Origin of the sequence: Streptomyces longisporus, assembly GCF_039532765.1 — a bacterium.
In the GTDB taxonomy this organism is placed as follows: domain Bacteria; phylum Actinomycetota; class Actinomycetes; order Streptomycetales; family Streptomycetaceae; genus Streptomyces; species Streptomyces longisporus.
Genome location: NZ_BAAASG010000004.1, coordinates 195,460 through 220,410, shown reverse-complemented (window position 1 = coordinate 220,410; position 24,951 = coordinate 195,460). Strand labels below are relative to the sequence as shown.

The window sequence follows — 24,951 nt, the reverse complement described above, 5'->3', positions numbered from 1 at the left end:
AACGGTGTGCAGTCCCGCCGCCGCATTCTCGACGCCACCGTGGAGATCGCGGGCGAGCGCGGCTACGAGGGCACGTCCATCGCGGCGGTCGGCGCCAAGTGCGGGCTGCTCGCCAGCCGTCGAGCTGCCGGGTGAAGAGGACGGAACGCCGCTGGAGCGGGTCACGGCGATGGCGGCGAACGTCGCGAAGGCGTTGGTCGACGTCCCGGACTTCCTGCGCCTGGGCCTGATGCTCGCCCTGGAGCGCCGCCCCACGGAGCCGCGCGGCCGCGCGGTGTTCCTCCAGGTCCGCGACATCGCCCGGCAGCGGACGGCCGAGGTGGTCAGGGAACTGTTCCCGGACCTGGCCGAGGCCGACGTACAGATCCTGACCGGCTACGCCCTCGCCGGCGCCGACGGCCTGTTCGTGCACCGGGAGATCAACGGGGATGCCGTCGACCTGGTGGCGGTGTTCGAGCTGCACGCGCGGCTGCTCTTCGACGCCGCGCCCGTATGTCGGCCTCGCCCTCTGTCTGAACGGCCGCCTGCCGCATTCGCTTCTATCGTGGGAACACACTGATGGTTGGCGCCAAGGCAGGCAGCACATGAGGAAACCGCAACCGATCGACTACGCGGCGGTCTTCCAGGCCCTGCCCGGCATGGTGGCGCTGCTGACGCCCGAGCTGGTCTACGTCGACGTCAACGACGACTTCGCGCAGCTGGCCGGGCGTTCCCGGGAGCAGCTCCTCGGCCGCTACATCTTCGACGTCTTTCCGGAGAACCCCAACGACCCGGCCGCCGCCGGCATGCGGGAGACCCGGGAGTCGATGCTGCGCGTGGTGGCCACCGGCGAGCGGGACACCATGGCGGTGCTCCGCTACGACATCGAGGACGCCCAGCGCCCCGGCCACTGGCAGGAGCACTTCTGGAGCCCGGTCAACGCCCCCGTCCTCGGCCCGGACGGGAAGGTGGTGCTGGTCGTGCACCGGGTCGAGGAGGTCACCCAACTCCTGCGTGCCCGCGGCAGCCTGGCCGACAGCGACCGGGCGAGCGTGCTGGAGGCCGAGCTCTACACCCGCGCCCGGGAACTGCAGGAGGTCAACGAGCGGCTGCGCAGGGCCCACGCCCATGAGCGCGAGGTCGCCCTGGCCCTGCAGACGGCGATGATGCCCACCCCGAGGCATCTCGGTCCTCATCAGGCCGCCGTGCGCTACCGGCCCGCCATCGGTGACCTGAACGTGTGCGGTGACTGGTACGACCTGGTGGACCTGCCGGGCGACCGGATGGCGGTCGCGGTCGGCGATGTCGTCGGTCACGGTCTGGCGGCCGCCTGCGCCATGGGGCAGCTGCACAGCGCGCTGAGCGCGGCCACCCGGGTCGCCGAGGGACCTGCGCAGGCGCTGGAGGCCCTCGACATGTACGCCTGCTCCGTCGACGGGGCCGAGTCCGCCACGGTGGCGACGACCTTCATCGACTGGGGCGGGCACAGCATCACCTACAGCTGCGCCGGCCATCCGCCGCCCGCCGTACTGCACCCCGACGGCACCGTGTCCTTCCTCGACCAGGCCACCGACCCGCCGATCGACGCGCGCCCCGGCCGTGTCGCCCGCCCCCAGGCCCGTGTTCCCTTCGCACAGGGCGACACCCTGGTGCTGTACACCGACGGTCTGATCGAGCGCCGCAGCGAGGACATCGACACCAGCCTGGGCCGCCTCGCCGACTGCCTGGCCCGCCACCGCCGGACCGCTCCCGAGGACCTGGCCGACGCCCTGCTGGCCGACCTCCTCCCCGCCACGGGCAACACCGACGACACCGCGCTGGTGGTCGTCAGCCTGTAGCGCTCCTGCGAAGACGGCCGCACGGGAACTGCCTCCGGCCGACGCTCACCCATGCCCGTCGTACTGCACATGGCACCCCAGGCGTCCCCCAAAGCGCGAAAGACGCTCGCCTTTGACATCGTTCCGGGCCTTTGCGGCAAGGCCGCCTACGGATTCGCCTCAGTCTCCCCCGTACTCAGGAGGTACACCGCATGGTCGGCAGACATGCAGCGGGCAGGCACCGCGCCGCCCTGGCCGCACTCGGCACCCTCGTCCTCACCGGGATCCCCGCGGTCGCGGCGGCCGCCCCGCCGCCCGCACCGGGGCCCCTGCCCGCCGGAGCCCGGTCGCTCGGCGCCGACAAACCGTCCGCGCAGATCCTCAGCGCGATGCAGCGCGACCTGCATCTGACGCGGGCGCAGGCGGCCACCCGGCTGGTCAACGAGGAGGAGGCGGGCACCCGTGCGGGCCGGCTGCACAACGCCCTGGGCGGGCACTTCGCCGGAGCCTGGGTGAGCGGGAAGACCTCCGCCGAGCTCACCGTCGCGACCACCCATGCCGAGGACGTGCCCGCCATCAAGGCGCAGGGCGCCAAGGCCGTGGTCGTCAAGGCGCCGCTCAGCGCCCTCGATGCCGTCAAGGCGAAGCTGGACGCGGCCGCCGTCCGTGTGAAGACGCACGACACCCCGGTCTGGTACGTGGACGTGCCGGCGAACCGGGTCGTCGTCGAGGCGACCAGGCAGTCGGCGGCCGCCGCCTTTCTCAAGGCCGCGGGGGTGGCGGACCGCGGTGTGGCGGTCCGGCTGACGAAGGACCGGCCGCGGCTGATGGCGGACCTCGTCGGCGGCGAGGCCTACTACATCAACAACGCCGCCCGCTGCTCCATCGGCTTCTCCATCACCAAGGGCCAGCAGCAGGGCTTCGTCAGCGCCGGCCACTGCGGCAAGGCCGGCGACAAGACCACCGGCTACAACAAGGCCGACCAGGGCACCTTCCAGGCGTCCACCTTCCCCGGCAAGGACATGTCCTGGGTGGCCGTCAACAGCAACTGGACCGCCACGGCCGACGTCAAGGGCTCGGGCGGCAGGAACACTCAGGTCGCGGGCTCGGTCCAGGGTCTCGTCGGGGCGTCGGTCTGCCGCTCCGGCTCGACCAGCGGATGGCACTGCGGCACGATCGAGCAGCACAACGCGTCGGTCGACTACGCCCAGGGCACCGTCGACGGCCTGACCCGGACCACGGTGTGCAGCGAACCGGGTGACTCCGGCGGGCCGTTCCTCTCCGGCGCCCAGGCGCAGGGCGTCACCTCCGGCGGCTCCGGCGACTGCACGGCCGGCGGGACCACCTTCTTCCAGCCGGTCAACCCGATCCTCAGCACCTTCGGCCTCACCCTGAAGACGGCGTCCGTGCAGACCGGCCCGCCCGCCCCGCAGGGCTCCGCCACGGCGAGCGCATGGTCCGTCGGCCGTGTCTACGAGGTCGGCGCCACGGTGACCGTCGCGGGCGTGCGCTACCAGTGCCTGCAGACCCACCAGGCGCAGGGTGCCTGGTCACCGGAGGGCACGCCGGCCCTGTGGCAGCGGATGTAGCGGCCGCGGGGGCTTGCGGTGCGGGGGCCGCGCCCCCGCACCGCCCGCTCAGATGTATTCGGTCGCAGCGTCCAACAACCAGTCCGTCAGGTAGCCGGCGAAGGACGAACGGACCAGGACCCAGAATCCGGCGCCGGGTTCGTCCCGGGCGACCAGGACGACCTGGGTGCGGCCCAGCGTCGTCTGGGCGCAGCGGCCGCTGCCGAAGGCGCGCGGGTGCAGGTCCAGTGCGCAGCCGTGGGCCAGCAGGTCGCGGGCGCTGGGGCCGGAGACGAGGAGGGTGGTGCGCTGGGCGGAGACGTCGGTGACGGCGACGGGCTCCTCTCCGGCGGCCGCCCGGATCCGGTTCTCCAGGTCCCGCTCGCTGCCCGGCGGGCCCACCACCAGCCATTCGTCCGGGCCGAGCCACAGCGCGGTCGACTCCCCCGCGCGGACGGCCGTGTTGGGTTCGAGCGGCAGCTGCAGGCCCAGCGCGAGCCCGACGGCGTCGGCCGCTCCGCCCTTGGCGTCCAGACGGACGTTCACCTGGGCCAGGAAGGGGAGTTCGGCCAGCCGGACGGCGCCCTGGGAGGTGCGGGTCGCCGCGGCCAGGCGGTCGGCGTAGGGCGCCAGGGGGCTGCGGGGCGGGGTGGTGAGTGCGGTGTCAGCCATCGCGGCGGGCTCCCTCGGGGTCGTAGAGGACGGGGCCGGCCACGGTCACCGGGACCAGGCGGTCGCCCACGGGTGCGTACAGCCGCTCGCCGATGCGGTCCCGGCCGCCCTTGACGAGGGCCAGCGCGAAGGTGCGGCCCAGGGCGGCACTGCGGTAGCTGGAGGTGACATGGCCGAGCATCGGGACGGGTGGCGCGGGCAGCTCGCTGTCGGCGACCAGCTGGGTGCCCTCGGGGAGGAAGGTGCCGGGGTCCTCCGGGAGCAGGCCGACCAGGTGCTTGCGGTCCGGGCGTACGGTGTCGGCGCGGGCGAAGGAGCGCTTGCCGATGAAGTCCGGCTTCTTCTTCGACACCGCCCAGCTCATCCCCAGGTCGTGCGGGGTGATCGTGCCGTCGGTGTCCTGCCCGATGATCGGGTAGCCCTTCTCGGCGCGCAGGACGTGCATGGTCTCGGTGCCGTACGGGGTGATGCCGTACGGGGCACCGGCCTCGTACACGGCCTCCCACAGGGCGAGGGCCTCCCACGGCGACACGTTGATCTCATAGGCGAGTTCACCGGAGAAGCTGATCCGGCACACGCGCGCCTCGATGCCCGCGACGGTCGTCTCCCGCCAGGCCATGAACGGGAAGTCGTCGTTGGAGACGGCCAGTTGGGGAGCGAGGGAGGCGAGGACGTCGCGGGACTTCGGGCCGACCAGGGCGACGGTGGCCCACTGCTCGGTGACCGAGGTGCAGTGCACCTTCAGCTCCGGCCACTCGGTCTGCAGCCACTCCTCCATCCAGTCCAGTACGGTCGCCGCGTTGCCGGTGGTCGTGGTGACCAGGAAGCGGTCCGGGGCGAGACGGATGACCGTGCCGTCGTCGAAGACCATGCCGTCCGGTTTGCACATCACGCCGTAGCGGATCATGCCGACCTTCAGGGTGCTCATCATGTTGGTGTAGAGCAGGTCGAGGAAGACGCCGGCGTCCGGGCCCTGTACGTCGATCTTGCCGAGGGTGGAGGCGTCCATGAAGCCCACGCTCTCGCGGGTGGCCGCGCACTCGCGCAGCACGGCCGTGTCCATGTCCTCGCCGTCCTGCGGGTAGTACCAGGGACGCTTCCACTGGCCGACGTTCTCGAACAGCGCGCCGTGTTCGACGTGCCATCCGTGCAGGGCGGTGGTGCGGACGGGGTCGCTCAGCACGCCCCGGTCCCGGCCGGCCAGGGCCGCGAAGGAGACGGGCGTGTAGGGCGGCCGGAAGGTGGTGGTGCCGAGCGCGCAGATGTCCACGCCGAGCAGGTCGGCGACCACACCGCTGGCCAGGACGCCGGAGGTCTTGCCCTGGTCGTTGGCGGTACCGGCCGTGGTGTAGCGCTTGGTGTGCTCGACCGAGCGCATGCCGGCGCCGGTCGCGCGCGCCAGGTCGTCGACCGTGACGTCGCGCTGGAGGTCGACGAAGCGGGGGGCGCCTTCGCGGCCGGGGACGGTGAAGACCTGCATGGGAGGCGTTCCCTGCGGCTGGGCGGGCACGGCCGGGAGCGCCGGGGCGTCCGGGGTGTAGCCCTCGGCCTCGATCGCCCGGGCACCGGCGGCGGCACCCTGGGCGAGCACGGCCGCCAGGTCGAAGGTGCCGTTCGCGCTGCCCGCGACCTCGACGGCCTGCCGGACGACGTCGGGCACGAAGGTGCCGAGCGCCTCGTCGTAGCGGAGCTTGCCGCCCGCCTGGCTGAACAGGTGCGCCACCGGGTTCCAGCCGCCGGAGACCAGCAGCAGGTCCGCGGCGAACTCCCGCTGCGCCGCGGTCTCCCCGTACGGCGCCACGCTCACGGCGGTCAGCCGCGCCTCGCCCTCGGTGCCGGTCACCGCGTACCCGGCGAGCACCTCGATGCCCGCGGCGCGGGCGCGGTCCGCCCACTCGCCCGGTGCGGGGCGGGTGTCGACGATCGCGGCGATCCGGACGCCTGCCGCGGCGAGGTCGAGTGCGGCGGCGTAGGCGCTGTCGTTGGTGGTGAACACGACCGCGTGACGGCCGGGCAGGACGCCGTGGCGGTGCAGGTGGGTGCGGGCCGAGGCGGCCAGCATGATGCCGGGGCGGTCGTTGTCCGCGAAGGCCAGCGAGCGTTCGTGGGCGCCGGTGGCGAGGACGACACGGCGGGCGCGGATGCGGTGGACGCGCTCGCGGGACATGTTCGCCGGGGCCGCGGCGCCGAGGTGGTTGGTGCGGCGCTCCACGGCCAGGAGGTGGTTGTCGTCGTAGTAGCCGAAGACGGTGGTACGGCGCAGTACGCGGACCTCGGGGGCGGACTCCAGCCGGGCGCCCAACTCGTCCGCCCAGCCGGGGAGTTCGCCGGTGCCGAGGAGGCTGCCGCCGAGTTCGGGGCGGTCGTCGGCGAGGATGACGCGGGCGCCGCTGCTCGCGGCGGCCGCTGCCGCCGCGAGGCCGGCCGGGCCCGCGCCGACGATCAGCAGGTCGCAGTGGGCGTGTACGGCGTCGTAGCGGGCGGGGTCCGGTCGGGTGGCCAGGCGGCCCTGGCCGGGGAGGCTGGTGGCGACCAGGCCGTCGTAGAGCTCGACGGTCGTCGCCGGGAGCATGGGCTCGGGGAAGGGTTCCTCGATCTGGATGACGGCGTTGGGTTCTTCCACACCGGCGGAGAAGATGCCGCGGGGTCGGCCGAGTTTGATGCTGGTCGCGGCCGCGATGACGCCGTTGGCCAGGAGAGCCGAGGCCAGGGTGTCGCCGCGGAAGCCCTGGTATTCGGTGCCGTCGAAGGTGAAGGTCAGGGGTTCGGCGCGGTTGATGCGACCGCCGGTCGCGAGGCGGAGGCCCGTCGCCGTGGACGTCGCTGGGGGCTCTGCCCCCAGGCCCCCGTTCGGCCCTGAAGGGGCCTCGTCCTCAAACGCCGGACGGGCTGGATTTGCTGAACGGGGCTCAAGAGTGGCCGCCGGCGAGGCAGGAGTGGTCGGCCGGGGCTCGACAGTGGCCGGGCGTGCCTCCCCCGTCCGGTACACCGCCAGGATCTCGTTCGTCGACGTGTCCCGTACCGCGTTGAACCAGCGGCGGCAGCCCGCCGAGTGGGTCCAGCGTTCGGCGAAGGGGCCCTTCGGGTTGTCGCGGAAGAACAGGTACTTGGCCCACTCCTCGTCGGTCAGCGCCGACGGGTCCTGCGGGTACGCCACATGCGCCTGGCCGCCGTAGTGGAACTCGGCTTCGTCGCGGGGCCCGCACCACGGGCATGAGATCAACAGCATGGTTCGGGCTCCCTAGTGGGCCACCGCGGCAGCGCCGTGCTCGTCGACGAGCGCGCCGGTGGTGAAACGGTCGAGCGAGAAGGGGGCGTTGAGGGGGTGGGGGGTGTCGTGGGCGATGGTGTGTGCGTAGACCCAGCCGACGCCCGGGGTGGCCTTGAAACCGCCCGTTCCCCAGCCGCAGTTGAGGTAGAGGTTGTCGACGGGGCTGAGGCCGACGATCGGCGAGGCGTCGGGGCTGACGTCGACGATGCCGCCCCAGGTGCGCAGGACGTGGGCGCGGGCGAAGACCGGGAAGAGTTCCAGGGCCGCCGCCATCTGGTCCTCGATGATGTGGAAGGCGCCGCGCTGGGTGTAGGAGTTGTACGCGTCGATGCCCGCGCCCATCACCAGCTCGCCCTTGTGCGCCTGACTGACGTACACGTGGACGGCGTTGGACATCACCACGGTGGGGTGCACCGGTTCCAGGAGTTCCGACACCAGGGCTTGAAGTGGGTGGCTCTGGACCGGGAGGTCGATGCCCGCCATGGCGGCGAGGACCGAGGTGTGGCCCGCGGAGCAGAGGGCCACCTTGCCGGCCGCGATCGGGCCGAGGTTGGTCTGGACGCCCACGACCCGGCCGCCGACCACGTCCAGGCCGGTGACCTCGCAGTTCTGGATGATGTCGATGCCCGCCGCGTCCGCGGAGCGGGCGAAGCCCCAGGCCACGTAGTCGTGCTTGGCGATGCCGGCGCGGGGCTGGTAGGTGCCGCCGAGGACCGGGTAGCGCACGTCGGGTGAGATGTTGACGATCGGGCAGACCTCTTTGACCTGCTCCGCGTCGAGCCACTCGGCGTCGACGCCGTTGAGACGGTTCGCCTCGACACGGCGGACGCTGTCCCGGACGTCCTGGAGGCTGTGGGCGAGGTTGAGCACACCGCGCTGGGAGAAGAGGATCGGGTAGTCCAGCTCCTCGTCCAGGCCCTCCCACAGTTTGAGGGCGTGCTCGTAGATGCCGGCGCTCTCGTCCCACAGGTAGTTGGAGCGGATGATCGTGGTGTTGCGGGCCATGTTGCCGCCCGCGAGCCAGCCCTTCTCCAGTACGGCGACGTCGGTGATGCCGTGGTTCTTGGCCAGGTAGTGGGCGGTGGCCAGGCCGTGGCCGCCGCCGCCCACGATCACGACGTCGTACGACCGCTTCGGCTCGGGCGTGCGCCAGAGGAAGTCCGGGTGGTCGGGGAGGTCGGCGCCGGGGGTGGTGGGGCTCATCGGGCGTCTCCTGAAGTACCGGAAAGGTGCGGGTAGAGCGGGTGCTTGGCGGCCAGGGCCACGGTGCGGGCGCGCAGGGCCGCGATGTCGGGCTCGGGCTGGAGGGCCAGCGCGATGACGTCGGCGACCTCCGTGAAGTCCTCCTCCGTGAAGCCGCGGGTGGCCAGCGCCGGGGTGCCGATGCGCAGGCCCGAGGTGACCATCGGCGGACGCGGGTCGAAGGGGACGGCGTTGCGGTTGACCGTGATGCCGATCTCGTGGAGCAGGTCCTCGGCCTGACGGCCGTCGAGCGTCGAGTCCCGCAGGTCCACGAGGACCAGGTGGACATCGGTGCCGCCGGTCAGGACCTTCACCCCGGCCGCCGCCGCGTCCGGCTGCGTCAGACGCTCGGCCAGGATGCGGGAGCCGGCCAGGGTGCGGGCCTGGCGTTCGGCGAACTCCGGGGACGCGGCGACCTTGAAGGACACCGCCTTGGCGGCGATGACGTGCTCCAAAGGGCCGCCCTGCATACCCGGGAACACCGCCGAGTTGATCTTCTTGGCGAGGTCCGCCTCATTGGTGAGGATGACTCCGCCGCGCGGGCCGCCGAGCGTCTTGTGGGTGGTCGTGGTGGTGACATGGGCGTGCGGGACCGGGTTCGGGTGGAGCCCCGCCGCCACCAGGCCCGCGAAGTGCGCCATGTCGACCATCAGCAGCGCGCCGACCTCGTCGGCGATCCGGCGGAAGGCCGCGAAGTCCAGCTGCCTGGGGTAGGCCGACCAGCCCGCGATGATCATCTTGGGGCGGTGTTCCTTGGCGAGCTGCTCGACCTCGTCCATGTCGACCAGGTTGTCGGCCTCGGACACGTGGTAGGGCACCACGTTCAGCATCTTGCCGCTGTAGTTGATGCGCATGCCGTGGGTGAGATGGCCGCCGTGCGCGAGGTCCAGGCCGAGGATGGTGTCGCCGGGCTGGAGCAGCGCGAAGAAGACCGCCGTGTTGGCCTGGGCGCCCGAGTGCGGCTGGACGTTGGCGTAGCCCGCGCCGAACAGGGACTTGATGCGCTCGATCGCGAGCCGCTCGGTGACGTCGACGTGTTCGCAGCCGCCGTAGTAGCGGCGGCCGGGGTAGCCCTCGGCGTACTTGTTGGTCGCGACCGAGCCCTGGGCCTCCATCACGGCGGTGGGCGCGAAGTTCTCGGAGGCGATCATTTCGAGGGTCGACTGCTGACGGTGGAGTTCGGCGGCGAGCGCTTCGTGGACCTCGGGGTCCAGCTCCGCCAGGGGGGTGTTCAGCGCGTTCATACGGCGTTCGCGTTCCTCTCGGCGGCCTCGACGACGTTGGCCAGCAACATCGCGCGGGTCATGGGGCCCACACCCCCGGGCATCGGGGCGAGCCATCCGGCGACCTCGGCGGCCTCCGGGTGGATGTCGCCGACCAGCCCGTTCTCGGTGCGGGTGATACCGACGTCCAGGACGGCCGCGCCGGGGCGCAGCATGTCCTTGGTGATCAGTCCGGGCGAGCCGGCCGCCGCGATGACGATGTCCGCCTCGCGTACGTGCCAGGACAGGCCCTTGGTGCCGGTGTGGCAGAGGGTCACGGTGGCGTTCTCGGAGCGGCGGGTCAGCAGCAGGCCGATGGGCCGTCCGACCGTGATCCCGCGTCCGATGACGCACACCCGGGCGCCCGCGAGGGGCACCTCGTAGCGGCGGAGCAGTTCGACGATGCCGCGCGGGGTGCAGGGCAGCGGCGCCTCGGTGCCCAGGACGAGCCGGCCGAGGTTGACGGGGTGCAGTCCGTCGGCGTCCTTGGCCGGGTCCATACGGGCCAGCACCGCGTTGGCGTCCAGGTGCCCCGGCAGCGGCAGCTGGACGATGTAGCCGGTGCAGGCCGGATCGGCGTTGAGTTCGTCGATGACGTCCTCGACCTGCCGCTGGGTCGCGTCCGCGGGCAGATCACGCCGGATGGAAGCGATCCCGACCTGAGCACAGTCCCGGTGCTTCCCGCCGACGTAGGCGTGACTGCCGGGATCATCACCGACCAGCACAGTACCGAGCCCCGGCGGCCGCCCACCGTCGGCGGTCAACTTGGCGACGCGCTCGGCAAGTTCACGCCGAATCGCAGCGGCGGTCGCCTTCCCGTCAAGCACTTGGGCAGTCACCGACGGCACTCCTTCTGACTGGGCGGGAGTAGAGCGCCCCGATAGGGGCGCGGGGCGGTATTCATCAGCGGCTCCGCCGCGGGGCGCGACCAGCCACAACGAACCTGCAGCCGATCGACGACGAATCGCGGCACTACGAACGCTTCACCCACGGAGACGGGACATCGTCGGGTCGAACAACGGCTCCTCGGCCACGACCGCCTCGATGCGCTGGTCGAAGTACCCGATCTGCAGCGTGGTCCCAGGAGCGGCCAGCTCGCTCGGCAGCCACGCATACGCGATGCCCTTACCGATCGTGTAGCCGTACGCCGCGCTGGTGACATACCCGACCGCACGGTCACCCTCGTACACCGGCTCCTTGCCGAGGACGACAGACCGCGGGTCGTCGATGGTGAGGCAGGTCAGCCTGCGCCGCACGTTCTCCTTGCGGCGCTCAAGTGCCGCCTTGCCGACGAAGTCCCCCTTGTCGAGCTTCACGGCGAACCCGACGCCGGCCTCGTAGGGGTCGTGCTCGTAGGTCATGTCGGTGCCGAAGGACCGATACCCCTTCTCCAGGCGGAGGCTGTTGAAGGCGCCGCGGCCGGCGATGATGCCGCCGAGCGGCCGCGCCGCCTCCCACAGGGTGTCCCAGAGCTTCTGGCCCTGGTCGGCGGTGGTGTACAGCTCCCAGCCGAGCTCACCGACGTACGACAGGCGCATCGCGGTCACCGGCACCGAGCCGATGTAGGCGCGCTTGGCGCGGAAGTACTTCAGGCCCTCGTTGGAGAAGTCCTCGTCCGTCAACGGCTGCAGCACCTTGCGGGCCAGCGGGCCCCACAGGCCGATGCAGCAGGTGCCGGGGGTGATGTCGCGGACCTGGACGGTGCCGTCGGCGGGGAGGTGGCGGGTGAACCAGTCGAGGTCCAGGTTGCCGTTGGCGCCGACCTGGAAGAGGTCGCGGGCCAGGCGGGCGACGGTGACGTCGCTGCGGATGCCGCCGTCGTGGTCGAGCAGGAGGGTGTACGTCACCGAGCCGACGGACTTGGCGACCTTGCCCGTGACCAGCTTCTCCAGGAAGTCGGCGGCGCCGGGGCCGCTGACCTCGAGGCGCTTGAGGGCCGTCATGTCGTACATCGCGACGGTCTCGCGGGTGACCTGCGCCTCCGCGCCGACGATGGGCGACCAGAACTGCGCCGCCCAGTCGTTCGGAGTGGGGATGTTGCGGCCCTCGACGAGGGAGGCGTTGGCCTCGTACCACTGCGGGCGCTCCCAGCCGTTGGCCTCCAGGAAGAAGGCGCCGTGCTCCTGCTGGCGGGCGTGGAAGGGGCTGGTGCGGATCGGGCGCGGCTTCCCGGACGGCTGGAGGGGGTGGAGGATGTCGTAGACCTCGACGAAGTTCTGGCAGTCGCGGGCCAGGACGTACTCCGGGGACAGCTGGTGCGGCTCGAAGCGGTTGACGTCGCACTCGTGCAGGTCGAAGGACGAGCAGTAGCCGTCGACCAGCCACTCGGCCATGGCCCGGCCGACGCCCGCCGAGTGTGTGACCCACACGGCCTCGGCGACCCAGAAGCCCTTGACGTCCTGGGACTCGCCGAGCAGCGGGAAGTTGTCGGTGGTGAAGGAGAACAGGCCGTTGATGCCCTCCTCGACCTTGGCCTCCTGCGTGGCGGGGAGCAGGGACTGGGTCTCGGCCCAAGCCGGTTCGAAGTCCTCCTCGGTGAACTTCAGGACCGACGGCATGGGCGCGGACTCGTCGAAGGAGAGGATCTCGTCGGCGGTGATCGGCATCGGGCGGTGGCCGTAGTAGCCGATGCCGATGCCGTCGAAGCGGTCGCGGTAGTAGAGGTCGGCGTCCTGGTGGCGCAGGATCGGGCGGACCGCTTCCTCGGTCTGGCCCGCGAGTGCCGGTACGGGGCCGGTCCAGGCGAGCTGGTGGGCGAGCGGGGTCAGCGGGAGGTTCATGCCCACCATGCGGGCGATCTTCGGGCCCCAGATGCCGGCGCAGCACACGACGATGTCGGCCGCGATCTCGCCCTGGTCGGTGAGGACGCCGGTGACGCGGCCGTCGGCCTGCTGGACGTCGAGGACCTCGTGGCGGGCCAGGAAGGTGACGCCGCGCTCGGTGGCGCGGCGGATCTGTGCCTCCACCGCGAGGACCGCCTTGGCCAGCCCGTCGGTGGGGACGAGGAGGCCGCCGAGGACCTTGTCCCGGTTGACCAGCGGGTGCTGCTCGACGCACTCGTCGGCGCTCAGCAGCCGGGCCTCGATGCCCCAGGCGGTGATCCAGCCGTGCCGGCGGTGCAGTTCCGCGAGGCGCTCCGGGGTGGTCGCCACTTCGAGGCCGCCGACCTGCAGGAAGCAGGGCTTGCCGTCGACGTCGAGGGAGCAGAACTTCTCGACCGTGTAGCGGGCCAGCTCGGTCATGGTCTTGGAGGAGTTGGTCTGGAAGACCAGGCCCGGCGCGTGTGAGGTGGAGCCTCCCGTGGCGGGCAGCGGGCCCTGGTCGACCACGGTCACTTCGGTCCAGCCTCGCGCGGAGATCTCGTCAGCGAGGGCCGCTCCCACGACGCCCGCTCCGATGATCACCACTCGGGGTCCCGCCATCGCCGCACCTCCGAAATTCAAAACCGTCGAGTTGCTTTCTGCGCAACGTGATTCAGGTTGCGCAACTCAGCGTGCCCGTCGCGGGAGGGGGTGTCAAGGGGTGCGTGACGTCGGAAAACGGACCGGAGAAGCCGCCCGGGACATGGCGATGCCCGGCGGGCGGCGCACACCAGTGCACGCCGCCCGCCGGGCATGTTCGACCGTCTTCCTAGTCCGGCTGTCGGGGCCGGGCTACTTGATCCAGGCGTCCACCTTGTCCTTGTGGGCCTCGACCCACTTCTTGGCCGCCGCGTCGTCCGTCATCTTGTCCTGGGCGATGTACTTGGCGACCTCGTTCTGGTCGTCGTTCGTCCAGGTGAAGTTCTTCACCAGGTTGTAGGCGGGGCTGCCGGACTTGGCGAACTTCGCGCTGACGACCTTGTTCAGGTCGTAGACGGGATAGTCGCAGGCGACCTTGGCCGCGTCGGCGTCACAGCCCGTCTTGTACGCGGGCAGGGTGACCTTCTTCAGCGGGACCTCGGACATGAACCACTGCGGCTCGTAGAAGTACCCGATCACCCACTGCTTGTTCTTCTCGGCGGTGCGGAAGGCCTGGATCAGCGCCGTCTCGCTGCCCGCGTACACCACCTTGAAGTTCAGCTTCAGGTTCTTGACCAGCGCCTCGTCGTTGGTGACGTACGACGGGTCGCCGTCCAGGAGCTGGCCCTTGCCGCCCGACTCGGAGGTCTGGAACTTCGACGCGTACTTGTTGAGGTTCTTCCAGTCGAGGATGTCGGGGTGCGCCTTGGCCAGCCACGGCGGCACGTACCAGCCGATGATGCCTTTGTTGCCTGTCGGCCCGGCGTCCACGGCGGTCTTCTGCTGGTCGATGTACTTCTTCACCAGGTCGGCGTGGCCCCAGTTCTCCAGGACGGCGTCGACCTCGCCGGTCCCGAAGCCCTGCCAGGCGATCTCTTCCTTGAGGTTCTTCTTGGTGACCGTACAGCCGAGGTTGTGCTGCGCGACGTACGCGACGACCGCCGCGTCCGCCTCGTAGCCCACCCACGGGTTGACGGCCAGATTGAAGGTGCCGCACTTGCCCGAGCTTCCCGAGCCCGCGGAGGAGCTGTCGCCGACCTTCGCCCCGCCGCACGCGGTGAGGGTGAGGCCGAGGACGGCCAGGCCGGCCGCGCCGGCTCGCCAGTGTCTTGCCATGGTGTCGTGCTCCTTATGCGCTGGCGCGGCGCGCCGCGGCCTGAGTGATCCGGTCGAACATGACTCCGAGAAGGACGATGGCCAGACCCGCGGCAAGCCCCTTCCCGTACAGCTGCCCCTGTGAGAAACCGGCCACGACGTCGTAGCCGAGAGCGCCTGCCCCTACCAGGCCGCCCACAACAACCATCGACAGCACGTAGATCAGGCCCTGGTTGGTCGCAAGCGTCAGGGCACTGCGTGACATCGGCAGTTGAACCTTGGTGATGATCTGCCAGGTGTTGCACCCGGCGGAGGTGGCCGCCTCCACGGTGGTCTCGGGCACGGCCCGGATCCCGTCCGCGATGATCTTCATGGCGACGGGGGCCCCGTAGACGATCGCGGCGACGATGGCCGTGAAGCGCGTGGGGCCGAACAGCGCGAGGAACGGCACGAGGTAGACGAAGGGCGGCATGACCTGGGCGGCGTCCAGGGTGGGCCGGATCAGCCGGTCCACCATCATGCTGCGCCCCATCCACACCCCGAAGACGATGCCGAGCACCATCACCAGCACCGTCGCGACGAGCGTCGAGGCCAGCGTGGTCATGGCGTCCGACCACAGACCGGTGCCGACCAGCAGGCCCACGCACACGGCCGTGGTGACCCCGGACTTCCAGCCGCCCAGCACCACGCCCAGTGCCACCAGCACCGCGCCGACGAGCCACCACGGGGAGTCGGTGACCAGCGTCTGGAACGGGTTGAGCAGGCCGTTGGTGATGACGTCACGGATGGCGTTGGTCACGCCCGAGAGACTGTCCTGCGCCCAGTTGGTCGCACTGTCCGCCGCGCTCGCGATGTGACTGCCGACGGTGCCGTCACCGGGGAAGTCGGCCGCCCACAGATAGGTGTGCGACAGATAGATCAGGACCGCGGTGACGGCCGCGCCGGCGCCCAGCAGCGGCCGCCGCCACTTCGCGAAGTCGTGCTTGGCGTTGCGCGCGTTCTCCTCGCGTGCGGCCGCCGCGGTGGTGACCCGGTCCAGGACGATCGCCATGACGACGATGGCGAGGCCCGCGTTGAAGGCGGTGCCGACGTCGAGCGACTGCAGTGCCTGCAGGACGATCACACCAAGGCCCGGCGCGTTGATCAGGGCCGCGATGGTCACCATCGCCAGGGCGGCCATGATGGTCTGGTTGACGCCCATCACCACGGTCCGCTTGGACATCGGCAGCAGGACCTTCAGCAGCGACTGGCGGCGGGTGGCTCCCAGGGAGTCGGCCGCCTCGACCGTCGTCTTGGACACGTTGCGGATGGCGTGCGCGGTGATACGGATCGTCGGCGGCGCCGCGTAGATCACGGTGGCGATGGTGGCGGAGGCGCCGCCGATGAGGAAGAACAGCGTCAGCGGTGCCAGGTAGACGAAGGTCGGCATCGTCTGCATGAAGTCCAGGAAGGGCGTGACGATCCGGTTGAACCGGTCCGACAGCCCCGCCCACACCCCGAGCGGGATCGCGAACAGCAGCGCCACGAACACCGCGGAGAGGGTGAGGGAGAGGGTGTCCATGCTCTCCTGCCACAGCCCCTGCAGCCCGAAGAAGGTGAACCCTGCGACGGCCAGCAGCGCGACCCGCCAGTTGCCCACGGCCCAGGAGACATAGCCGGCGATGCCGACGACACCGAGCCAGCCGATCTCCGGGACCGGGCGGGCCCCGGTCGGCTGCGAGATCAGATGCTGGATGAAGGTCACCAGGTTGTCGATGACCAGCCGGATCTCGTTGAAGAAGTAAAGGAAGAGCGGGTTGGAGTTGCGGTTGGCGCCGATGGAGTCGTTGAAGTCGTTGATCCAGCGGTGCAGATCGGTCAGGTCGGCCGCCGCAAGGGACAGCGTCTGCTTGCCGCGCAGTACGGCGAAGAGCACCAGCCAGACGACCACGATCGCGCCGACGACCATGGGCCGGCTGATCTTTCGAGCCGCTTTGACGGGCGCGACCGGCTCTGCCGTCTCCGTTTGCTCGGGCTTTTCTACGGCGACGGTCATCACGCGCCGCCTTCCTGCCCGGCGACCACCGCGAGGATCTCCTCGTCGCCGACGATGCCGAGCAGCTTGCCGTCCTCGACCACCTTGATCGGCTTGTCGGCCGCCAGCACCGCCCGGGTGGCCTCCTTCACCACGACGTCCGGGCCCAGTTCCGGTCCGTCCAGCTCGTCGCCGTCCTCCGGCGCCCGCATGATCCAGCGCAGCGTGAGGACGTCGCCGCGCGGCACGTCCTTCACGAACTCGCGGACGTAGTCGTCGGCCGGGGCGCCGACCAGTTCGTCGCCGGTGCCGCACTGGACCATCTTGCCGTCGCGCATGATCAGGATGCGGTCGCCCAGCTTCAGCGCCTCGGAGAGGTCGTGGGTGATGAACACCATGGTCTTGCCGACCTCGTGGTGCAGCCGGATGACCTCGTTCTGCATGTCACGGCGGATCAGCGGGTCGAGCGCGGAGAACGGCTCGTCGAAGAAGAGCACGTCCGGGTCTCCGGCGAGCGCCCGGGCGAGGCCCACGCGCTGCTGCATACCGCCGGAGAGCTGGTCGGGGTAGGAGTTCTCGTAGCCGGCCAGGCCGACCAGCTCCACGACCTCCAGGGCCCGCTTGGTGCGCTCGGCCCTGCTCATGCCGCGGATCTCCAGGCCGAAGGCCACGTTGTCGACGACCCGGCGGTGCGGCAGCAGCCCGAAGTGCTGGAAGACCATGGAGAACTTGCGGCGGCGCAGGTCACGCAGCTTGGCCGCGTCCGCCTCGCGGATGTCCTGGCCCTCGAAGACGAGCTCACCCGAGGTGGGCTCGATCAGCCGGGTCAGACATCGTACGAGGGTGGACTTGCCGGAGCCGGACAGTCCCATGACCACGAACACCTCGCCCTTGCGGACGTCGAAGTTCACGTCACGGACCGCGGCGGTACAGCCGGTGCGGTCCATCAGCTCGCGGCGGGAAAGACCGCACAGCTCCTCTGAGCCCGGCACCCGGTCGGCCTTCGGCCCGAACACCTTCCACAGATTGCGCACGGATATGACGGGCGTCCCGTCCGAGTCCTGGGGGGTGCCACGCCGCTGCGGCACCTCTGTCTGTGTGGGGGTCACGATCGACCTCATTTCGGCGTTCAGCCGCGGAACCAGCGCTGCGGCCGGGGTTGGATGTTCTGCCAGATGTGCTTGGGCTCTCGGTACTCGTCCAGGCCGGTCGGTCCCAGCTCCCGGCCCGTGCCCGAGTGCCCGAAGCCACCCCATTCCGCTTGCGGCACGTAGGGGTGGTAGTCGTTGATCCACACCGTGCCGTGGCGCAGCCGCCGGGCGACCCGCTGGGCCTTGCCCGCGTCCTCGGTCCAGACGGCGCCGGCGAGACCGTACTCGGTGTCGTTGGCGATGCGTACGGCATCGTCCTCGTCGGTGAAGCGTTCGATGGTCAGCACGGGTCCGAAGGACTCCTCGTGCACCACCCGCATGTCCTGCGTGCACGCGTCGAGCACGGTCGGCGGGTAGTAGTGACCGTTCGCAAGGTCGGGGTCGGTGGGCCGCTGACCGCCGCAGCGCAGTACGGCGCCCTCGGCGATGCCCGCGGCGACGTACGCCTCGACCTTCGCCAGGTGCTGGGCGGAGATCAGCGCTCCGGTCTCGGCGTCGGCGTCGAAGGGCCCGCCCAGGCGGATCAGCCGGGCGCGACGGACCACCTCGTCGACGAAGCGGTCGTGCAGCGAGTCCTCGACGATCAGCCGGGCACCGGCCGAGCAGACCTGCCCGGAGTGCAGGAAGACGGCCGTGAGAGCCATGTCCACGGCCGTCTCGAAGTCGGCGTCGGCGAAGACGACGTTGGGGTTCTTGCCGCCGAGCTCCAGCGCCACCTTCTTCACGGTGGCGGCCGCGGTGGCCATGATCCGCTTGCCGGTCTCCAGGCCCCCGGTGAAGGAGACCATGTCGACGCGCGGGTCCTCGGACAGCGGTGCGCCGACCTCCGGGCCGGTGCCCAGGACGAGGTTGGCGGCGCCGGCCGGGAGTCCGGCCTCCTCCAGTGCCTTCATCAGCAGGATGGAGGTGGAGGGGGTGAGCTCGCTGGGCTTCAGGACGATCGTGTTGCCGGCCAGCAGCGCCGGGGCGACCTTCCAACTGGCCTGCAGCAGCGGGTAGTTCCAGGGGGTGATCAGTCCGCACACGCCGACCGGCTCGTACACGACGCGGCTGATGGCGTCCTCGCGGCCGGTGTCGATCACCCGTCCGGCGTCGGTGCCGCCGATCCCGCCGTAGAAGCGGAAGCAGGAGACGACGTCGGCGATGTCGTACTCGCTCTCCACCAGCCGCTTGCCGGTGTCCAGCGACTCGGCGCGGGCGAACTCCTTGGCGTCGCGCTCGAGGATGTCGGCGGTGCGCAGCAGCAGTGCGCCGCGCTCACGCTCGGGGGTGCGGGGCCAGGGGCCCTCGTCGAAGGCCCGGCGGGCCGCGGCGATCGCCGCCTCCGTGTCGGCACGCGTCCCTTCGGCTACGGTCGCCGAGAGGGTGCCGTCGGCGGGGCAGCGGATGTCTCGGCGCCCGCCGGCCACCGGCTCGCGCCACTCTCCGTCCACATACAGATCTGCCACGCGCCAAGCCTTTCAACCGAAATTCGTTGCGCATCGTGCATTCAATTGCTTGTGGTGGAACACCCTGACGAATGTCCAGACAGACGTCAAGAGGTTGGCGGATGACGATTTCGCAAGGGACCCAATGCCCCTTCCTCTCTTGACCGAGGGCCCCACCGGCCTGACCATGTTGCGTATCGCTCACCTTGTTGTGCAATACGCACCGACGGAGGCCGCACATGTCCCCTCGCCCGCAACCTGGCCGTGAGTTCGTCCTCACTCTCTCGTGTCCCGACAGCGCGGGACTGGTCCATGCCGTGAGCGGCTTCCTCGTCAGGAACTCCGGCAACATCCTGGAAAGCCAGCAGTTCGATGATCGACTCCAGGGCCGCTTCTTCATGAGGGTCCACTTCGACGTTTCCGATCCAAACGCGGATCTGGAAACTCTGCGTTACCGGTTCGGTCCCGTCGCCGAGGCCTACCGCATCTCCTGGAAGCTGTGGGACGCCTCGACCCCGACCCGGACGCTGATCATGGTGTCCAAGTTCGGCCACTGCCTCAACGACCTGCTCTTCCGCCGCCGCACCGGCGCCCTCAACATCGAGATCCCCGCGATCGTCTCCAACCACCGGGACTTCGAGGGCCTGGCGGAGACCTACGGCATCCCCTTCCACCACGTCCCGGTGACCAAGGAGACCAAGCCGGAGGCGGAGGCGCGGCTGCTGGAGCTGGTGCGCGAGCTGGATGTCGACCTCGTGGTGCTCGCCCGCTACATGCAGGTCCTCTCCGACGACCTGTGCAAGCAGCTGGAGGGCCGCGCGATCAACATCCACCACTCCTTCCTGCCCAGCTTCAAGGGCGCACGCCCGTACGTCCAGGCCTACGACCGCGGAGTGAAGCTCGTCGGCGCGACCGCGCACTACGTCACCTCGGACCTGGACGAGGGCCAGATCATCGAGCAGGACGTGGTCCGCGTGGACCACTCCCTCGACCCCGGCGAGCTCGTCACGGTCGGCCGGGACGTGGAGGCCCAGGTACTGGCGCACGCGGTGAAGTGGCACAGCGAGAGCCGCGTGATGGTGGACGGCAACCGCACGGTGGTCTTCCGCTGAGCGGAGGGTGAAGGCGGGGCGGGTCCGGATCGGACCCGCCCCGCCTTCGTATACGGCCGCCTGCCGGCACTCTCAGCCCGGCCGGCCCTCTCAGCCCGGCCGGCACATCCAGCCCGTCCGGCGTTTGAGGACAAGGCCCCTTAAGGGCCGAAGGGGGGTCTGGGGGCGCAGCCCCCAGCACGCCCGCTGCACCCCCCTCAGCCGCCAAGCCTCTCCAGCACCGCCCGCCGCCACGCTTCGGTCTCAGCGATCTGGTTGAAAGTGAACACGTGCAGGCCCGCCACTCCCGCCGAAGGCGCGATGAGGGCAGCCTCGCTGCGCTGCAACAACCGGTCAGGCGAATAGCCCCCGGGTGCAGCGAACCGCAGGAACCACGATGCGTGCTTCGTCAGGAACCGCGTCGACTCCCCCACCCCGATCTTCGTCGCCATCGCCAGCAGCTTGGTCCGCTGCACGGGCCCGGCGACACCCACGTACACGGGCAGGGAGACGTCCCGCCGCCGTATCCGGGCGATCCACTCCCCCAGCACGCGCGGGTCGAAGCAGAGGTTGCTGACGATGTACGTGGCGTGTGCGCGCTTGTCCCACATCGACTGGATGGTGAGGTCGTCGTGGATGAGGGGATGGCTCTCGGGGTAGCCGGTGATGCCCACGTGGGCGAAGGGCTCGCCCAGCTCGGTGAGCCTGCGCAGCACCGGCAGGGCCCCGTCGTAGACCCCGGCCGGCGGGTCCGCGTCCCCCGCCGGCACGAAGACGTCGTCCACGCCCGCCTCGCGCAGCCGCTCGACGACCTCCTTCAGATGCACCTCGTCCCGCAGCAGCCGTGCGGGCACGTGCGGCACGACGCGGTAGCCGTGCGCCGCGAGCCGGCCCGTCAGGGCGAGGGTCGGCTCCAGACCCTTGACCGGCGACGCCGTGACAGTGACCACGACGTCGCGCGGGACATGGGCGAGGACCTTGTCCTCGGTGGCCTTCGCGGGCAGCACCTCGTAGCGGACGCCGTCCAGCAGCGCCCTCAGCCCGGTGGCGTCCAAGGCCTGCTACCCGGCCTGCTTCTGGGCGTCGCGGTGGCGGTAGTACGCGGCCTTCGACGGCGCCAGGGGCTCCTTGCCGAGGATCAGGTCGGCGGCCTTCTCGGCGACCATCATCACGGGGGCGTAGATGTTGCCGTTGGTGACGTACGGCATCACCGAGGCGTCGACCACCCGCAGGCCCTCCACGCCGTGCACGCGCATGCTGGTGGGGTCGACGACGGACATCTCGTCGGTGCCCATCTTGCAGGTGCAGGACGGGTGCAGGGCGGTCTCGCCGTCCTTGGCGACCCAGTCGAGGATCTCCTCGTCCGTCTCCACGGACGGGCCGGGCGAGACCTCGCCGTCGTTGAAGGGCGCGAGCGCGGGCTGGTTGAGGAGCTTGCGGGCGACGCGGATCGCCTCGACCCACTCCCGGCGGTCCTGCTCGGTGGAGAGGTAGTTGAAGCGCAGCGCCGGGTGTTCGCGCGGGTCCTTGCTCTTGATCTTCACCGAGCCGATGGCGTCGGAGTACATGGGCCCGACGTGGACCTGGTAGCCATGGCCGCCGGCGGGCACGGAGCCGTCGTAGCGGACCGCGATGGGCAGGAAGTGGAACATCAGGTTGGGGTAGTCCACGTCGTCGTTGCTGCGGCAGAAGCCGCCGGCCTCGAAGTGGTTCGTGGCCGCGGGGCCCTTGCGGAACAGCCACTGCAGGCCGATGAAGGGGGCCCGCCACTTGGCCAGATACGGCTGCATGGAGACGGGCTGCTTGCAGGCGTACTGGATGTACACCTCCAGGTGGTCCTGCATGTTCTCGCCGACGCCCGGCAGGTGGTGCACGACGTCGATGCCGAGGGCGCGCAGCTCCTCCGCGTTGCCGACGCCGGACAGCTGCAGCAGCTGCGGGGAGTTGATCGCGCCGCCGCACAGGATGACTTCCTTGGCGCGGACCTGCTTCAGGGCGCCCCTGCCGCGCTGGTACTCGACGCCGACGGCCTTCTTGCCCTCGAAGAGGACACGGGTGACCAGGGCACGGGTGGTGACGGTGAGGTTGGGCCGCTTCCTGGCGGGCTTGAGGTACGCCTTCGAGGCCGAAAGACGGCGGCCGCGGTGGACGTTGCGGTCGAACTTGGCGAAGCCCTCCTGCCGGTAGCCGTTGACATCCTCGGTGGGGGCGTAGCCCGCCTCCTGGGTGGCCTTGAGGAAGGCGCCGAAGAGGGGGTTGGTGGCCGGGCCGCGCTCCAGGACGAGGGGGCCGTCGTGGCCGCGGAACTCGTCGTCCGGGTCGGCGGCCAGGCAGTTCTCCATCCGCCGGAAGTAGGGCAGACAGTGCGCGTAGTCCCAGGTCTCCATGCCGGGGTCGGCCGCCCAGCGCTCGTAGTCCATGGGGTTGCCGCGCTGGAAGATCATGCCGTTGATGCTGCTGGAGCCGCCGAGCACCTTGCCGCGGGCGTGGTAGATGCGCCGGCCGCCCATGTGGGGCTCGGGCTCGGACTCGTACTTCCAGTCGTAGAAGCGGCTGCCGATCGGGTACGTCAGTGCCGCGGGCATGTGGATGAAGACGTCCCAGGGGTAGTCGGAGCGGCCTGCCTCCAGGACCAGCACCTTGTTCGCCGGATCAGCTGAGAGTCTGTTCGCCAGTGCACTGCCGGCCGAACCGCCGCCGACGATGACGAAGTCGTATTGGGGAGCCATGGTGCCTCGTCTCGCTCGCGCCGTAGATACGCGAGGCATGCTAGTACCAGTAGCGCTATACGCACTAGGTTGCGAGCCACGCAACTTACGGGTTGTTGATTTCGCCACGGTTACTTGCAGTCGTGTTGTTTACTGCGCGTATAGTTTCGGAGTGAGCAACCACAGCCAAGACACCGAAACGTCAAATTCGCAGGCCGGCGGAGTGCAGTCGGTCGACCGAGCCATCAGCGTCCTGGAGATCCTCGCGCAGCGCGGCGAGGCGGGCGTCAGTGAAGTGGCCGCCGAGATCGATGTTCACAAGTCCACCGCCTTCCGCCTTCTCGGCGCCTTGGAGGCGCGCGGTCTGGTGGAGCAGGCGGGCGAGCGCGGCAAGTACCGGCTCGGCTTCGGCATCGTACGCCTGGCCGGCGCGGTGACGGGACGCATCGACATCACCCAGCAGGGCCGCCCGGTCTGCGAGCGGCTCGCCGAGGAGATCGGTGAGACGGTGAACATCGCGGTGCTGCAGGAGCACTACGCGATCAACCTGTACCAGGTGCGCGGCCCCGGAGCGGTCACCGCGCACAACTGGGTCGGACAGCTGACCCCGCTGCACGCCACGTCCAGCGGCAAGTGCCTGCTGGCGTACCTGCCCGCCAAGGAGCGCGCCGCGCTGCTGGCCGAGGCAGGCCTGAAGAAGGTCACGCCGCACACCATCACCTCGAAGGCGAAGCTCGAGAAGACCCTTGCCGAGGTACGGGAGGCCGGCTACGCCTGGACCATGGAGGAACTGGAGATCGGTCTGCACGCCATGGCCGCCCCGGTCCTGGACCGGGACGGCGAGGTCATCGCGGCGGTCACCGCCTCCGGGCCCTCGTACCGCTTCACGGAGGAGCGGATGCGCGAGCTCGCGCCCGTGCTGATCAAGGGTGCGGAGGAGATCAGTCACCGTATGGGCTACCTGGGCTGAGTCACGCCTGCGAGAGACCCAGGCGCTCGTTCACCCAGTCGTGGAAGGCTCCGATGTGGTGCTCGCTGGGCACCAGCACACCGCCCTTGGCGTACATCCGGGAGCTCATGCCCGGCTGTGTGCGCTCGCAGGCGTCGAAGTCCTGGCGGTTGACGCGGTCGAAGAGCTCCACGGACCGGCTGACGTCCTTGCCGCTCTCGACGACGTGCGGGAGGTAGAGCCAGTCGCACTCGACGATCGTGCGGTCGACGGCCACCGGGTACATCCGGTGGAAGATCACATGGTCGGGGACGAGGTTGATGAAGACCTGCGGCTTGACCGTGATCGCGTAGTAGCGGCGGTCCTGGTCCTCGGCGACCCCGGGGATGCGGTCCAGGCCCTCGGAGCCGTCGACGGTGAAGCCCTGCACCTCCTCACCGAACTCGGCGCCGTGCCCGACGTAGTACTGGGCGGCGTAGCCGTCGGCGAACTCCGGGAGCACCTCGGTGAGTTCGGGGTGGATCGTGGCGCAGTGGTAGCACTCCATGAAGTTCTCGATGATGAGCTTCCAGTTCGCCTTCACGTCGTAGACGATCCGCTTGCCCACGGAGAGGTTGTCGATGTCGTAGTGCTCGATCGACTCCACGTCGCCGAGTCGGGCGACGACCTCGCCGACGACGTCCTCCTCGAAGGAGGGCGGGTTCTCCGCCAGGCACACCCAGACGTAGCCGAGCCATTCCCGCACGGCCACGCTGACCAGGCCGTACTCGGTGCGGCCGACGTCGGGCATCTTGGTGAGGTTGGGGGCCGCGACCAGCTTGCCGTTCAGGTCGTAGGTCCAGGCGTGGTACGGGCACTGGAAGGCCCGCTTGACCTCGCCGGTCTCCTCGGTGCAGAGCTTGGCACCGCGGTGGCGGCACACGTTGAAGTAGGCGCGGATCGAGTTGTCCCGGGCGCGGGTGACGAGGATGCTCTCGCGGCCCACGTCGACGGTGCGGAAGGCGCCGGGCTTGGCCAGCTCGGAGGAGCGCGCGACGCAGAACCACATCGTCTCGAATATGCGCTCCTGCTCCTGGGCGAAGATCGCCGGATCCGTGTAGGAGGAGCCGGGAAGGGTGGCGATCAGGCTGTCCGGCAGGCTGGTCGAGGTCACGGTGCACTCCTCGGAGGGGATTGGGAAGCACCCCGAAGGGGCGCGGGGCTGT

17 protein-coding genes and 1 pseudogene are annotated in these 24,951 nt (G+C 70.1%); 5 read left to right on the top strand and 13 right to left on the bottom strand.

Annotated features, from left to right (window positions below):
• Nucleotides 1-6 precede the first annotated feature (6 nt).
• From ABD355_RS07790 to ABD355_RS07780, 3 genes and pseudogenes are all read left to right on the top strand, one after another.
• Nucleotides 7-559 (top strand): annotated as a pseudogene (locus tag ABD355_RS07790) (TetR/AcrR family transcriptional regulator).
• Between the two features lie 25 nt (nt 560-584).
• Complete coding sequence (locus ABD355_RS07785; protein ID WP_344399360.1) at nt 585-1,817, top strand: PP2C family protein-serine/threonine phosphatase; 1,233 nt, start codon at nt 585-587, stop codon at nt 1,815-1,817.
• A gap of 191 nt (nt 1,818-2,008) precedes the next feature.
• Nucleotides 2,009-3,385 carry an alpha-lytic protease prodomain-containing protein gene (locus tag ABD355_RS07780; protein WP_344399359.1) on the top strand — a complete coding sequence of 459 codons (1,377 nt, stop codon included), beginning with the start codon at nt 2,009-2,011 and terminating at the stop codon, nt 3,383-3,385.
• Nucleotides 3,386-3,433: 48 nt separating this feature from the next.
• Here ABD355_RS07780 and ABD355_RS07775 read toward each other — a convergent pair whose 3' ends face one another.
• From ABD355_RS07775 to ABD355_RS07730, 10 genes are all read right to left on the bottom strand, one after another.
• Complete coding sequence (locus ABD355_RS07775; RefSeq protein WP_344399358.1) at nt 3,434-4,036, bottom strand: sarcosine oxidase subunit gamma; 603 nt, start codon at nt 4,034-4,036, stop codon at nt 3,434-3,436.
• On the bottom strand, nt 4,029-7,265 hold the full coding sequence (locus ABD355_RS07770; protein WP_344399357.1) for a sarcosine oxidase subunit alpha family protein: 3,237 nt from the start codon (nt 7,263-7,265) through the stop codon (nt 4,029-4,031). Before ABD355_RS07770 ends, ABD355_RS07775 begins: the two co-directional genes overlap by 8 nt.
• A 12-nt stretch (nt 7,266-7,277) precedes the next feature.
• Nucleotides 7,278-8,510, bottom strand: a complete 1,233-nt coding sequence (locus ABD355_RS07765) for a sarcosine oxidase subunit beta family protein (RefSeq protein WP_344399356.1) — start codon at nt 8,508-8,510, stop codon at nt 7,278-7,280.
• Nucleotides 8,507-9,793, bottom strand: coding sequence for a serine hydroxymethyltransferase (gene glyA / locus ABD355_RS07760; protein WP_344399355.1), 1,287 nt, complete (start codon nt 9,791-9,793; stop codon nt 8,507-8,509). Before glyA ends, ABD355_RS07765 begins: the two co-directional genes overlap by 4 nt.
• On the bottom strand, nt 9,790-10,650 hold the full coding sequence (locus tag ABD355_RS07755; RefSeq protein ID WP_344399354.1) for a bifunctional methylenetetrahydrofolate dehydrogenase/methenyltetrahydrofolate cyclohydrolase: 861 nt from the start codon (nt 10,648-10,650) through the stop codon (nt 9,790-9,792). The genes glyA and ABD355_RS07755 overlap by 4 nt, the downstream gene beginning before the upstream one ends.
• Before the next feature lie 144 nt (nt 10,651-10,794).
• Nucleotides 10,795-13,233, bottom strand: coding sequence for a GcvT family protein (locus ABD355_RS07750; RefSeq protein WP_344399352.1), 2,439 nt, complete (start codon nt 13,231-13,233; stop codon nt 10,795-10,797).
• Nucleotides 13,234-13,464: 231 nt separating this feature from the next.
• Nucleotides 13,465-14,427, bottom strand: coding sequence for an ABC transporter substrate-binding protein (locus tag ABD355_RS07745; protein WP_344399350.1), 963 nt, complete (start codon nt 14,425-14,427; stop codon nt 13,465-13,467).
• Between the two features lie 13 nt (nt 14,428-14,440).
• A complete protein-coding gene (locus ABD355_RS07740) occupies nt 14,441-16,441 on the bottom strand; it encodes an ABC transporter permease (protein WP_344399348.1) in 2,001 nt (666 codons plus the stop codon).
• The gene (locus ABD355_RS07735) at nt 16,441-17,529 is read right to left on the bottom strand and encodes a quaternary amine ABC transporter ATP-binding protein (RefSeq protein ID WP_344399347.1); all 1,089 of its coding nucleotides are present in this window, start codon (nt 17,527-17,529) and stop codon (nt 16,441-16,443) included. Before ABD355_RS07735 ends, ABD355_RS07740 begins: the two co-directional genes overlap by 1 nt.
• 20 nt (nt 17,530-17,549) lie before the next feature.
• Complete coding sequence (locus tag ABD355_RS07730; protein ID WP_344399346.1) at nt 17,550-19,019, bottom strand: aldehyde dehydrogenase family protein; 1,470 nt, start codon at nt 19,017-19,019, stop codon at nt 17,550-17,552.
• Nucleotides 19,020-19,237: 218 nt separating this feature from the next.
• Between ABD355_RS07730 and purU the strand changes: the two genes are divergently transcribed.
• Nucleotides 19,238-20,110, top strand: coding sequence for a formyltetrahydrofolate deformylase (gene purU / locus ABD355_RS07725; protein ID WP_099927114.1), 873 nt, complete (start codon nt 19,238-19,240; stop codon nt 20,108-20,110).
• A 197-nt stretch (nt 20,111-20,307) separates the two neighbouring features.
• Here the strand turns inward: purU and ABD355_RS07720 are convergent, their stop codons facing one another.
• A complete protein-coding gene (locus tag ABD355_RS07720; RefSeq protein WP_344399345.1) occupies nt 20,308-21,144 on the bottom strand; it encodes a methylenetetrahydrofolate reductase in 837 nt (278 codons plus the stop codon).
• A 6-nt stretch (nt 21,145-21,150) separates the two neighbouring features.
• Nucleotides 21,151-22,818 carry a choline dehydrogenase gene (gene betA, locus ABD355_RS07715; RefSeq protein WP_344399344.1) on the bottom strand — a complete coding sequence of 556 codons (1,668 nt, stop codon included), beginning with the start codon at nt 22,816-22,818 and terminating at the stop codon, nt 21,151-21,153.
• Between the two features lie 202 nt (nt 22,819-23,020).
• On the opposite strand from betA, the gene ABD355_RS07710 reads away from it, so the two are divergent.
• The gene (locus ABD355_RS07710; protein ID WP_344399343.1) at nt 23,021-23,767 is read left to right on the top strand and encodes an IclR family transcriptional regulator; all 747 of its coding nucleotides are present in this window, start codon (nt 23,021-23,023) and stop codon (nt 23,765-23,767) included.
• Nucleotide 23,768: 1 nt separating this feature from the next.
• Here the strand turns inward: ABD355_RS07710 and ABD355_RS07705 are convergent, their stop codons facing one another.
• On the bottom strand, nt 23,769-24,899 hold the full coding sequence (locus tag ABD355_RS07705; protein WP_344399342.1) for an aromatic ring-hydroxylating oxygenase subunit alpha: 1,131 nt from the start codon (nt 24,897-24,899) through the stop codon (nt 23,769-23,771).
• Between the last annotated feature and the right edge of the window lie 52 nt (nt 24,900-24,951).